The organism is Pseudomonas sp. T8 (genome assembly GCF_024610635.1).
Taxonomy (GTDB): domain Bacteria; phylum Pseudomonadota; class Gammaproteobacteria; order Pseudomonadales; family Pseudomonadaceae; genus Aquipseudomonas; species Aquipseudomonas chlororaphis_I.
Map to the genome: position 1 here is coordinate 46233 of NZ_CP102374.1, position 12170 is coordinate 58402.

Consider the following 12170-nt stretch of genomic DNA (forward strand, 5'->3'; position numbering starts at 1 on the left):
TTTTTTGTGCCCGGGCTGGCAGGCCTGCATGCCGTTGTCAGGGCGTGCGCAGTGCCAGCGCCGGGTTCGACTCCGTCTTCCAGGACCCGCCCAGTGCCGTGTACAGGTTGACCTCGGCGATCAGCTGCGCCAGCCGGTCGTTGATCAGCCCCTGTTGTGCGCTGAACAGCGAGCGTTGCGCGTCGAGGAACACCAGGTTGCTGTCGGCGTCGGTGCGGTAGCGGTGTTCCGCCATCCGGTAATAGTCCTGGGTGGCTGCCACCAGGCTGCGCTGGGCGTCGAGCTGATCGCTGTAGGTCTGGCGCGCGGCGAGGCCGTCGGCGACTTCCTGGAAGGCGGTCTGGATCGACTTTTCGTACTGGGCGATGGTGATGCCCTTTTGCAGCTTCGCGTAGTCGAGGCTGGCCCGCAGGCTGCCGGCATTGAAGATCGGCAGGTTGATCTGCGGCTGGAAGGCCCAACTGCCGGAGCCGCCCTTGAACAGCCCGGCCAGCTCCAGGCTGGAGGTGCCGGCGTTGGCCGTCAGGCTGACGCTGGGGAAGAACGCGGCGCGGGCCGCGCTGATATTGGCGTTGGCGGCCTTGAGCTGGTACTCGGCCTGGAGGATGTCGGGACGGCGTTGCAGCAGGGTCTATTCCGGCACCAGCTTCGGCGACAGCCGGGCGACGGCCATCGAGACGTTGGTGCCGGCCGATGTCGCGACGCTCAACCAGCTGTACTACGTCGACAGTGCCACCCCGGTGGTGGGGCGCAACATGTTGCTGCGCTACCGCAATATTGACCTCGACGCCCAGGTCAACGGTGTCAGCGACCAGTACTTCCAGGTGCGCGGCCTGAAGCTGGCGGCCGGCATCGCCTTCAGCGAAAGCGACGCCCGGCGCCAGGCCCAGGTGGTGGTCATCGACCACAACGCCCGCCACCGACTGTTCGGCCCCGGGGAGGACCCCCTGGGCCAGGTGATCCTGGTGGGCAACCTGCCGTGCACGGTGATTGGCGTGACTGCGGAGAACAAGAACATGTTCGCCGCGAGCAAGGCACTGAATGTCTGGGTGCCTTATGAAACCGCGGCCGGGCGTTTGCTTGGCCAGCGCTACCTGGACAGCATCTCGGACATCCGTCAGCAGTTCCTGGTGGAGGCGGTGATGGTCTGCCTGATCGGCGGGATGATCGGCATTTCCCTGTCCTACGCCATCGGCTACCTGTTCTCGCTGTTCGTCAAGGAATGGGAAATGGTGTTCTCCCTGGGCTCGATCGTCACCGCGTTCGCCTGCTCGACCCTGATCGGCATCGTCTTCGGCTTCGTGCCGGCGCGCAATGCGGCGCGGCTGGACCCGATCGAAGCCCTGGCGCGCGATTGAAACCTGCCCAGGGCTGAGCCTGGAGCGCTCGGGCCTGTACGCAAAACCTTCTTTTATAGCCAATGCCCTTGCATTTGAGAATGCTAATTCGGAAACGGAATTTGCGTCGCTTTCCCGGCAGGCTAGAGTCTCTACTCTAACCAGCACATTGATGTGCCTCTTGCACGGATTGCACGAGATTGGCGGCCTTCCTCTCGTCACAGGCAGTCCGCCTTGAAACAAGGAGTGTTATGAACAAGCCGATCAAGAATATCGTCATCGTGGGCGGCGGCACTGCGGGCTGGATGGCCGCCTCGTACCTCGTCCGGGCGCTCCAGCAGCAAGCGAACATTACGCTCATCGAGTCTGCGGCGATCCCCCGGATCGGCGTGGGCGAGGCGACCATCCCGAGTTTGCAGAAGGTGTTCTTCGACTTCCTCGGGATACCGGAGCGGGAGTGGATGCCCCAGGTGAACGGCGCGTTCAAGGCCGCGATCAAGTTCGTGAATTGGAGAAAGTCTCCCGACCACTCGCGTGACGATCACTTCTACCATTTGTTCGGCAACGTGCCGAACTGCGACGGCGTACCGCTGACCCACTACTGGCTGCGCAAGCGCGAACAGGGCTTCCGGCAGCCGATGGAGTACGCCTGCTACCCGCAGCCCGGGGCGCTCGACGGCAAGCTGGCACCGTGCCTGGCCGACGGCACCCGCCAGATGTCCCACGCGTGGCACTTCGACGCGCACCTGGTGGCCGACTTCTTGAAGCGCTGGGCCGTCGAGCGCGGGGTGAACCGCGTGGTCGACGAGGTCGTGGAGGTTCGCCTGAACGACCGCGGCTACATCTCCAGCCTGCTCACCAAGGAGGGGCGGACGCTGGAGGCGGACCTGTTCATCGACTGCTCCGGCATGCGGGGGCTCCTGATCAATCAGGCCCTGAAGGAACCCTTCATCGACATGTCCGACTATCTGCTGTGCGACAGCGCAGTCGCCAGCGCCGTGCCCAACGACGACGCACGCGAGGGGGTCGAGCCGTACACCTCCGCGATCGCCATGAACTCGGGGTGGACCTGGAAGATTCCGATGCTGGGCCGGTTCGGCAGCGGCTATGTCTTCTCGAGCAAGTTCACCTCGCGCGACCAGGCCACCGCCGACTTCCTCAACCTCTGGGGTCTCTCGGACAACCAGCCGCTCAACCAGATCAAGTTCCGGGTCGGGCGCAACAAGCGGGCGTGGGTCAACAACTGCGTCTCGATCGGGCTGTCGTCGTGCTTTCTGGAGCCCCTGGAATCGACGGGCATCTACTTCATCTACGCGGCGCTGTACCAGCTCGTGAAGCACTTCCCCGACACCTCGTTCGACCCGCGGTTGAGCGACGCATTCAACGCCGAGATCGTCCACATGTTCGACGACTGCCGGGATTTCGTTCAGGCGCACTATTTCACCGCGTCGCGCGAAGACACCCCGTTCTGGCTGGCGAACCGGCACGAGCTGCGGCTCTCGGACGCCATCAAAGAGAAGGTTCAGCGCTACAAGGCGGGGCTGCCGCTGACCACCACGTCGTTCGACGATTCCACGTACTACGAGACCTTCGACTACGAATTCAAGAACTTCTGGTTGAACGGCAACTACTACTGCATCTTTGCCGGCCTGGGCATGCTGCCCGACCGATCGCTGCCGCTCTTGCAGCACCGACCGGAGTCGATCGAGAAGGCCGAGGCGATGTTCGCCAGCATCCAGCGCGAGGCCGAGCGTCTGCGCACGAGCCTGCCGACGAACTACGACTACCTGCGGTCGCTGCGTGACGGCGACGTGGGGCTGTCTCGCAGCCAGCCCGGACCGACGCTCGCGGCGCGGGAAATCCTCTAGTGGAACGCACCTTGGACCGGGTATCCGCATTCGCGGCCACGCACGCTGCCGTGGCGGCCTGCGATCCGCTACAGGCGCGCTCGCTCGTCCTGCAACTGCCGGGCCTGAACCGTAACAAGGACGTGCCCGGCATCGTTGGCCTGCTGCGCGAGTTCCTCCCGGCGCGCGGCGTGCCCTCCGGCTGGGGCTTCGTCGAAGCCGCCGCGGCGATGCGCGACATCGGGTTCTTCCTGGGGTCGCTCAAGCGGCACGGACATGAGCCCGCGGACGTGGTGCCCGGGCTTGAGCCGGTGCTGCTCGACCTGGCACGCGCGACCGACCTGCCGCCGCGCGAGACGCTCCTGCATGTGACGGTCTGGAACCCCGCGGCGGCCGACGCGCAGCGGAGCTACACCGGGCTGCCCGACGAAGCGCACCTGCTCGAGAGCGTGCGCATCTCGATGGCGGCCCTCGAGGCGGCGATCGCGGTGACCGTCGAACTGTCCGAGGTGCCCCTGCGCTCGCCCGCGTTCGCGCCAGGGTGCGACGAGCTGGCAGCCTATCTGCAGAAAATGGTCGAATCGATCGTCTACGCGTACCGCTTCATCTCGCCGCAGGTCTTCTACGATGAGCTCCGCCCCTTCTACGAACCGATTCGAGTCGGGGGCCAGAGCTACCTCGGCCCCGGTGCCGTAGAAATGCCCCTCTTCGTGCTGGAGCACGTCCTGTGGGGTTCGCAATCGGACGACCAGGTTTATCGAGAATTCAAAGAGACGTACCTGCCCTACGTGCTTCCCGCGTACAGGGCGGTCTACGCTCGGTTCGCCGGGCGGCCGGCGCTCATCGACCGCGTGCTCGGCGAGGCACGAGCGGTCGGTGCGCGGGGCGAGCCCGTCCGGGCCGGGCTGACAGCCCTCGAGCGGGTCTTCAAGGTCCTGCTGCGCTTCCGCGCGCCTCACCTCAAATTGGCGGAGCGGGCGTACGAAGTCGGGCGAAGCGGCCCCACAACCGGCAGCGGGGGCTACGCGCCCAGCATGCTCGGCGATCTACTCACGCTCACGTGTGCCGCGCGGTCCCGCATCCGCGCCGTGCTCGACGAATCCTGACGCGCACGGCCCAGGTGTTATCTCACAAGGAGAGTTTGCCCCCATGACTCAGAAGAGCCCCGCGAACGGGCGTGATAGCAACCATTTCGACGTGATCATCCTCGGTTCGGGCATGTCCGGCACCCAGATGGGGGCCATCCTGGCCAAGCAACAGTTTCGCGTGCTGATCATCGAGGAGTCGTCGCATCCGCGGTTCACGATCGGCGAATCGTCGATCCCCGAGACGTCTCTCATGAACCGCATCATCGCCGATCGCTACGGCATTCCGGAGCTCGGCCACATCACGTCGTTCTACTCGACGCAGCGTTACGTCGCGTCGAGCACGGGCATCAAGCGCAACTTCGGCTTCGTGTTCCACAAGCCCGGTCAGGAGCACGACCCGAAGGAGTTCACGCAGTGTGTCATTCCCGAGCTGCCGTGGGGGCCGGAGAGCCATTATTACCGGCAAGACGTCGACGCCTACCTGTTGCAAGCCGCCATCAAATACGGCTGCACGGTCCACCAGAAGACGAGCGTGAGCGAATACCACGCCGATAAAGACGGCGTCGCGGTGACCACCGCCCAGGGCGAACGGTTCACCGGCCGCTACATGATCGACTGCGGAGGACCCCGTGCGCCGCTCGCGACCCAGTTCAAGCTCCGCGAAGAACCGTGTCGCTTCAAGACGCACTCGCGCAGCCTCTACACGCACATGCTCGGGGTCAAGCCGTTCGACGATATCTTCAAGGTCAAGGGGCAGCGCTGGCGCTGGCACGAAGGGACCTTGCACCACATGTTCACGGGCGGCTGGCTCTGGGTGATTCCGTTCAACAACCACCCGCGGTCGACCAACAACCTGGTGAGCGTCGGCCTGCAGCTCGACCCGCGTGTCTACCCGAAAACGGACATCCCCGCACAGCAGGAATTCGACGAGTTCCTCGCGCGATTCCCTAGCATCGCGGCGCAGTTCCGGGACGCCGTGCCGGTGCGCGACTGGGTCAAGACCGACCGCCTGCAGTTCTCGTCGAACGCCTGCGTCGGCGACCGCTACTGCCTGATGCTGCACGCGAACGGGTTCATCGACCCGCTCTTCTCCCGGGGGCTCGAGAACACCGCGGTGACCATCCACGCGCTCGCGGCGCGCCTCATCAAGGCGCTACGCGACGACGACTTCTCCCCCGAGCGCTTCGAGTACATCGAGCGCCTGCAGCAAAAGCTTCTGGACCACAACGACGACTTCGTCAGCTGCTGCTACACGGCATTCTCGGACTTCCGCCTGTGGGACGCGTTCCACAGGCTGTGGGCGGTCGGCACAATCCTCGGGCAGTTCCGGCTCGTGCAAGCCCACGCGAGGTTCCGCGCGTCGCGCGACGAGGGCGACCTCGATCACCTCGACAACGACCCCCCGTACCTCGGGTACCTGTGCGCGGACATGGAGGAGTACTACCAGTTGTTCAACGACGCCAAGGCCGAGGTCGAGGCCGTGAGCGCCGGGCACAAGCCGGCCGAGGAGGCTGCGGCGCGGATTCACGCCCTCATCGACGAACGAGACTTCGCCAAGCCGATGTTCGGCTTCGGGTACTGCATCACTGGGGCCAAGCCGCAGCTCAACAACTCGAAGTACAGCCTGCTGCCGGCGATGAAGCTGATGTACTGGACGCAAACCCGCGCGCCGGCAGAGGTGAAAAAGTACTTCGACTACAACCCGATGTTCGCGCTGCTCAAGGCGTACATCACGACCCGCATCGGCTTGGCGATGAAGAAGTAGTCGGCCGACGACGACAGAAAAACGATGAACGACATTCAATTGGATCAAGCGAGCATCAAGAAGCGTCCCCCGGGGGCGTACGACGCGACTACGCGCCTGGCCGCGAGCTGGTACGTCGCGATGCGCTCGGACGCCCTCAAGGACAAGCCGACGGAGTTGACGCTCTTCGGCCGTCCCTGCGTGGCGTGGCGCGGAGCGACGGGGCGGGCTGTGGTGATGGACCGCCACTGCTCGCACCTGGGCGCGAACCTGGCTGACGGGCGGGTCAAGGACGGGTGCATCCAGTGCCCGTTTCACCACTGGCGGTACGACGAGCAGGGCCAGTGCGTTCACATCCCCGGCCACAACCAGGCGGTGCTCCGGCTGGAGCCCGTGCCGCGCGGGGCGCGCCAGCCGACGTTGGTCACCGTCGAGCGATACGGCTACGTGTGGGTCTGGTACGGCTCCCCGCAGCCGCTGCACCCGCTGCCCGAAATCGCCGCGGCCGACGTCGACAACGGCGACTTCATGCACCTGCACTTCGCGTTCGAGACGACGACGGCGGTCTTGCGGATCGTCGAGAACTTCTACGACGCGCAGCACGCGACCCCCGTGCACGCGCTCCCGGTCTCGGCCTTCGAGCTCAAGCTCTTCGACGATTGGCGCCGGTGGCCGGAGGTTGAGTCGCTGGCCCGGGCGGGCGCGTGGTTCGGTGCCGGGATCGACTTCACCGTGAACCGGTACTTCGGCCCCCTCGGCATGCTGTCGCGCGCGCTTGGCCTGAACATGTCGCAGATGAACCTGCACTTCGATGGCTACCCCGGCGGGTGCGTCATGACCGTTGCGCTGGACGGAAACGTCAAATACAAGCTGCTCCAGTGTGTGACGCCGGTGAGCGACGGCAAGAACGTCATGCACATGCTCATCTCGATCAAGAAGGTGGGCGGCGCCCTGCGCCGCGCGACCGACTTCGTGCTGTTCGGGCTGCAGACCAGGCAGGCAGCGGGGTACGACGTCAAAATCTGGAACGGGATGAAGCCGGACGGCGGCGGCGCGTACAGCAAGTACGACAAGCTCGTGCTCAAGTACCGTGCGTTCTACCGGGGCTGGGTCGACCGCGTCGCGAGTGAGCAGTGATGCGTGAAGCCGAGCCGGCCTCGGCCACGTCGCTCCGCCAGGCGCTCGCGAACCTGGCGAGCGGCGTCACGGTCATCACCGCGTACGGCGCGGCGGGCCCGCTTGGGCTCGCAGCCACCCGCTTCGTGTCGGCGAGGTATTCATGACTATCTGGCTGTTGCAACTCGTGCTGGTGATTGCGCTCTGCAACGTCTGCGGCCGCATTGCCGAACGGCTCGGCCAGTGCGCGGTCGTCGGCGAGATCGCGGCCGGCCTGCTGTTGGGGCCTTCGCTGTTCGGCGTGATAGCACCGGGTTTCTACGACCTGTTGTTCGGCCCAAGTGTGCTGTCAGCGATGGCGCAAGTCAGCGAAGTCGGCCTGATACTGCTGATGTTTCAGGTCGGCCTGCATATGGAGTTGGGCGAGACGCTGCGCGGCAAGCGCTGGCGCATGCCCGTCGCGATCGCAGCGGGCGGGCTCGTCGCACCGGCCGCGATCGGCATGATCCTCGCCATCGTCTCGAAAGACACGCTCGCCAGCGACGCGCCGGCGCTGCCCTATGTACTCTTCTGCGGTGTCGCACTTGCGGTATCGGCGGTGCCGGTGATGGCGCGCATCATCGACGACCTGGCGCTCAGCGCCATGGTGGGCGCACGGCACGCAATGTCTGCCGCGATGCTGACGGATGCGCTCGGATGGATGCTGCTTGCAACGATTGCCTCGCTATCGAGCGGGCCTGGCTGGGCATTTGCGCGCATGCTCCTCAGCCTGCTCGCGTACCTGGTGCTGTGCGCGCTCCTGGTGCGCTTCGTGGTTCGACCGGCGCTTGCGCGGCTCGCATCGACTGCGCATGCGGCGCGCGACCGCTTGGCCGTGTTGTTCTGCTTCGTAATAGTGTCGGCACTCGCGACGTCGCTGATCGGATTCCATAGCGCATTTGGCGCACTGGCGGCGGCGCTGTTCGTGCGGCGTGTGCCCGGCGTCGCGAAGGAGTGGCGCGACAACGTCGAAGGTTTCGTCAAGCTTGTGCTGATGCCGGTGTTTTTCGCGTATGCGGGGCTGCATGCGTCAATCGGCACGATCGACGACGCGGCATCATGGATGTGGTTCGGTGTATTCCTCGCAGGCGGATTCATCGGCAAGTTCGGCGGCAGCTATCTGGGCGCGCGTACCACCGGGCTTGCGCCACACGATGCGATGCTGGTGAGCTCGTTGATGAATACGCGCGGCTTGATGGAGCTGATCGTCCTGTCAATCGGCCTGCAGATGCAGATCCTTCCACCAAAGGTTTACACGATCCTCGTGGTGTTCGCGCTGGTGACGACGGCGCTGACCGCACCGCTGGTTCGATTCACGCTGCGCGTGCAATCGCGCGCAATGAGCCAACAGGCCGCCTGAGCCAGCTTGAGGGGAGAGATCACCATGAGTGCCGCCACCGAAACCAAGGCTCACGATTTGCTCGATGCCGAGGGCCGCGATGTCCGCGAACTGCGCAACGTGCTGGGGCAGTTCGCTACCGGTGTGACCGTGATCACCACGCGCATCGCCGACGGCCGCAACGTCGGTGTGACCGTCAACTCGTTCTCCTCACTGTCGCTGTCGCCGGCGCTGGTGCTCTGGAGCCTGGCACGCACGGCACCGAGCCTGAAGGATTTTTGCTCGGCGAGCCACTTCGCCATCAACGTGCTGGGCGCGCACCAGCACCACTTGTCGGAGCAGTTCGCACGGGCAGCCGCTGACAAGTTCGCCGGTGTAGCTCACTCCTATGGCAAGGCGGGAGCCCCGGTGCTGGACGATGTGGTGGCAGTGCTGGTGTGCCGCAACGTCACCCAGTACGAGGGCGGTGACCACCTGATCTTCATTGGCGAGATCGAACAATACCGATACAGCGGCGCAGAACCGCTGGTCTTCCATGCAGGCCAGTACCGGGTTGCCGCCGCGCATCCGGCACTGGCGAGCCGAGAAGCTTCGCCATGGGCTTCGGGCCGGCGCGAGGCATGAGGCGGGGACGTTGCGGGGGCGGGAAGGGGCGGCTTGATGCCGCTGGCCAGCAGGAGACGCCCCGCTCATGGACGACCGAGCGAGGCGTCTCCTGGTTGTTGCACCGGCTGTTCCCCTGGCATCTGCCCCAGCCCTGAACAGCCGGCTCGGGCCTGGAGGATCAGAGGGTGGGGCTCGGGCCTGGGGTGGCCGTGGCCTCGTCCGGGGAATACATCCAGCGCAGCAGCGAGTGGCGCCCGCTGATCCCCATCTTGATCGCCGCCCGCTTGAGGTAGCTCTCGACGGTGTGCACCTTGAGCTTCAATTGCCCGGCCAGCTCGGGGGCGGTGCGCCCGGCGAGCAGGCCGACGCAGACCTGCATTTCCCGGTTCGACAGCTTCAGCCCCGACTGCCGCAGGCGCGCGGCGAAGCGCAGGCGCAGGGTTTCCAGGCCCTGGTGTTCCAGGCTGGCGGCGGCCTCGGGGTCGTCCCCGGTGGCGTTGTGCGGCTGCAGCGCCGCCAGGTGTTTTTCCACCATGGGCAGCAGCAGTGGGGAGAAGTCCTGCAGGAGGATGCGTTCCTGGTGCGAGAAGCTCTGGGACTGGCAGGAACGGTAGACCGAGATCACGTAGCGGTAATCGTCCTTGTGGCTGGTCAGGTGCAATTGCGCGGCGGTCTCGGCAGGGCGTGCCGTCGGATTCTTGCCGGATGGGGCGAGCGTGGAGTCGCTGTAGACCTCGTCGCGGGCGTTCCTGGGCTGCGATTGACCCTCTGAATACACACGCATCTGGGTGATATGCGTGGCGTCCACCGCCAGTTGGGTGCGTATCAGATCATGCAGCATGCGCGGAAAACTGCGACTGCCGGTGCTGGCGATGACCTTGCCAATGTGTGGGAACAGTATTTGTGAGTTCATCATTTCATCCATGAGTTTCATGTTGCGCGACACTTGCCTTAGTAAGCGACGAGTGCGGCGAGACTATGTTTAGAGCCTTTCGCCGGATTCGTCGCCGCCTCGTATCTTGGTACAGGGTTCTGGTGGCGGTTTAATGAAATACGGCAAAAAGACACAGGCAGAGCGTTTTCCTTACGCAATGCCGGCGCTGCTTGGCCAACCTGGCCGCCTGCAACTGATTCTATCCTTTTGGATAGCGTCAATGTGCCATCATTTGGCCTGTCGACATGCCCAGAAACGGACATGGCGTCTGGCCGGTCGAGCATCAGGGGGATAGGGCTCGAGCCCGACCTGGATCGGGATGAGCACGGCAGTGGACCCGCCAGGGCGGCGGGTCCGAAAGGGCTCAGAGTGTTGGCAGCTGGCCGATGCGACCGAACATTTCAGTGACGATCTGCAGGTCCAGCTGGAACTGCTCGACGGTCTTGAACTCGTTGTCGTTGTGGCCTGTGTACTTGACCTCGGGACGGGCCAGGCCGAATTGCACGCCGTTGGGCAGTTCATGCACCGAGGTGGCGCCGGCGGAGGTACCGAACTTGTGCTGCATGCCGAGGTTCTCGCTGGCCACCGCCAACAGCGCCTTGACCCATTCACCCTCGGGGTTGCGGTACATCGGCTCGGCGATCTTGTAGTCGAAGTTCACCGCGACCTGGTTCTTCTTGCTCCAGGCGGCCAGCTTGTCGGCAATTTCCTTTTTCAGCACCTCCGGGGTCTTGCCCTTGGGCACGCGCAGGTTGACCGCCAGCTTGAAGGCCTGTTCATCCTGGCCGACATAGGTCAGGGAGGTGGTCAGCGGGCCCATGAAGTCATCGGCGAAACCGACCCCCAATTTGTTGCCCAGGTAGTCCAGGCCCCAGTTGTCGGCGGCGTAGCGGGCGGCATCGGTGATTGGGTTGTGCTTGAGCGCGACCTTGCCATCGAGGCCGTTGATGAAGTCGAGCATGCGCGCCACCGGGTTGACCCCGGACTCGGGCTCGGAGGAGTGGGCGGACACGCCGGTGACTGTCAGCTTGACGTCCTTGCCTTCGACCTTGGCGGCCACGCTGAAGTCGCCGCCGTGGGCCTTGGCGTATTCGTTGCCGGCCTTCTGCAGGCTGGCGGCCAGTTCGGCGGGCTGGTCGGTCACCAGGGTGGCGACCGAGGCTCCCGGGATCTGGTTGGTGGCCAGGCCGCCGGTCATCGAGACGATTTCCGCACCTTTGCCTTCGGCGGTACGCCGCGGGAAGCTGGCCATGACGGTGCCGTAGCCTTTCTCGGCGATCACCACCGGGTAGCCGCCATCCAGCGCCAGGTTGTAATTCGGCGTCGGGTTGCGTTCGAAGTAGTAGGGGATGGCGTCGCCGCTGGTTTCCTCGGTGGTGTCCACCAGCAGCTTGAAGTTGCGCGCCAGCGGCAGCTTCTCTTCCTTGATGATCTTCATCGCGTACAGGGCTACGACTATGCCGTTTTTGTCGTCCTCGGTGCCGCGGCCATACATGCGGTCGCCGACCAGGGTGACCTTGAACGGGTCGAGCTTGGTGCCGTCCTGCAGCACCCAGTTCTCCGGCGTCACCGGCACCACGTCGGCATGGGCGTGGATGCCCACCACTTCTTTGCCGCTGCCTTCCAGGGAGATCTCGTAGACGCGGTTGTCGATGTTGCGAAAGTTCAGGTCGAAGGCCTTGGCCAGGGCCTGGATCTTGTCGGCGATCTTGAGGAACTCAGGGTTCTCGTGCTGGGGCACACCGTCGACGCGCACGGTGGGGATGGCCACCAGTTCGCGCAGGGTTTCGGTGGCGGCCTTGCCGTACTTCACCCGCGCATAGAGGCCCAGCAGGCGATGGATCTCGTTCTGCTGCTCGGCGGAAAGCGTCTTGTTGTCGAGGAAGGCGGTGATGGCCGGACCGAGGTTGGCGCTCTTGGCCAGCTCGCTCTTGCCCAGGGTGCCGAGGAACTGGCGGAAGTCCTTGACCGATGCATCGGCGAAGCTCTTGAGAATCGCCGCGTTCTGCTGCGGGGTGATGTTGGCGTGGGCGGTCGTGGTGAAGGCTGACAGGCTGGCCAGCATCAGGGTGGCCGCGGCCAGTTGCTTGAGGGAAAAATCCATTGCGGGAGGCGTTCCT

General features: G+C 64.7%; 9 protein-coding genes and 2 pseudogenes. 8 read left to right on the top strand and 3 right to left on the bottom strand.

Annotated elements, in window-relative coordinates:
- Positions 1 to 37: 37 nt before the first annotated feature.
- Positions 38 to 628: pseudogene (locus tag NRG23_RS00155) on the bottom strand (efflux transporter outer membrane subunit); the annotation flags it as partial.
- A 1-nt stretch (position 629) separates the two neighbouring features.
- Here NRG23_RS00155 and NRG23_RS00160 point away from each other — a divergent pair.
- From NRG23_RS00160 to NRG23_RS00195, 8 genes and pseudogenes are all read left to right on the top strand, one after another.
- Positions 630 to 1358, top strand: a pseudogene (locus tag NRG23_RS00160) (ABC transporter permease); the annotation flags it as partial.
- 230 nt (positions 1359 to 1588) lie between these two features.
- Positions 1589 to 3205, top strand: a complete 1617-nt coding sequence (locus NRG23_RS00165; RefSeq protein WP_257373453.1) for a tryptophan halogenase family protein — start codon at positions 1589 to 1591, stop codon at positions 3203 to 3205.
- Positions 3205 to 4290, top strand: a complete 1086-nt coding sequence (locus NRG23_RS00170) for a monodechloroaminopyrrolnitrin synthase PrnB family protein (protein ID WP_103331505.1) — start codon at positions 3205 to 3207, stop codon at positions 4288 to 4290. Before NRG23_RS00165 ends, NRG23_RS00170 begins: the two co-directional genes overlap by 1 nt.
- A 43-nt stretch (positions 4291 to 4333) precedes the next feature.
- A complete protein-coding gene (locus NRG23_RS00175; protein ID WP_257373454.1) occupies positions 4334 to 6037 on the top strand; it encodes an NAD(P)/FAD-dependent oxidoreductase in 1704 nt (567 codons plus the stop codon).
- A gap of 24 nt (positions 6038 to 6061) precedes the next feature.
- On the top strand, positions 6062 to 7153 hold the full coding sequence (locus NRG23_RS00180; protein ID WP_257373455.1) for a Rieske 2Fe-2S domain-containing protein: 1092 nt from the start codon (positions 6062 to 6064) through the stop codon (positions 7151 to 7153).
- Positions 7153 to 7299: a flavin reductase gene (locus tag NRG23_RS00185; RefSeq protein WP_053269313.1), complete on the top strand. Its 147-nt coding sequence runs from the start codon at positions 7153 to 7155 to the stop codon at positions 7297 to 7299. Before NRG23_RS00180 ends, NRG23_RS00185 begins: the two co-directional genes overlap by 1 nt.
- Positions 7296 to 8531, top strand: a complete 1236-nt coding sequence (locus tag NRG23_RS00190; RefSeq protein ID WP_257373456.1) for a cation:proton antiporter — start codon at positions 7296 to 7298, stop codon at positions 8529 to 8531. The genes NRG23_RS00185 and NRG23_RS00190 overlap by 4 nt, the downstream gene beginning before the upstream one ends.
- Positions 8532 to 8555: 24 nt before the next feature.
- Entirely contained in the window at positions 8556 to 9134 is a 579-nt protein-coding gene (locus NRG23_RS00195; RefSeq protein WP_009049520.1) for a flavin reductase family protein, read from the top strand.
- 160 nt (positions 9135 to 9294) lie between these two features.
- Here NRG23_RS00195 and NRG23_RS00200 read toward each other — a convergent pair whose 3' ends face one another.
- Both NRG23_RS00200 and NRG23_RS00205 read right to left on the bottom strand, forming a co-directional pair.
- A complete protein-coding gene (locus NRG23_RS00200; RefSeq protein WP_101284160.1) occupies positions 9295 to 10029 on the bottom strand; it encodes a helix-turn-helix transcriptional regulator in 735 nt (244 codons plus the stop codon).
- Positions 10030 to 10414: 385 nt separating this feature from the next.
- Positions 10415 to 12154, bottom strand: a complete 1740-nt coding sequence (locus NRG23_RS00205; RefSeq protein ID WP_257373457.1) for a dipeptidase — start codon at positions 12152 to 12154, stop codon at positions 10415 to 10417.
- Positions 12155 to 12170 lie beyond the last annotated feature (16 nt).

Excerpts from the sequence above, each read along its gene's own strand:
- NRG23_RS00185 (WP_053269313.1), top strand. The coding sequence starts at position 7,153 with ATGCGTGAAGCCGAGCCGGCCTCGGCCACGTCGCTCCGCCAGGCGCTC.
- NRG23_RS00175 (WP_257373454.1), top strand. The coding sequence starts at position 4,334 with ATGACTCAGAAGAGCCCCGCGAACGGGCGTGATAGCAACCATTTCGAC.
- NRG23_RS00200 (WP_101284160.1), bottom strand. The coding sequence starts at position 10,029 with ATGAACTCACAAATACTGTTCCCACACATTGGCAAGGTCATCGCCAGC.
- NRG23_RS00190 (WP_257373456.1), top strand. The coding sequence starts at position 7,296 with ATGACTATCTGGCTGTTGCAACTCGTGCTGGTGATTGCGCTCTGCAAC.
- NRG23_RS00180 (WP_257373455.1), top strand. The coding sequence starts at position 6,062 with ATGAACGACATTCAATTGGATCAAGCGAGCATCAAGAAGCGTCCCCCG.
- NRG23_RS00205 (WP_257373457.1), bottom strand. The coding sequence starts at position 12,154 with ATGGATTTTTCCCTCAAGCAACTGGCCGCGGCCACCCTGATGCTGGCC.
- NRG23_RS00195 (WP_009049520.1), top strand. The coding sequence starts at position 8,556 with ATGAGTGCCGCCACCGAAACCAAGGCTCACGATTTGCTCGATGCCGAG.
- NRG23_RS00165 (WP_257373453.1), top strand. The coding sequence starts at position 1,589 with ATGAACAAGCCGATCAAGAATATCGTCATCGTGGGCGGCGGCACTGCG.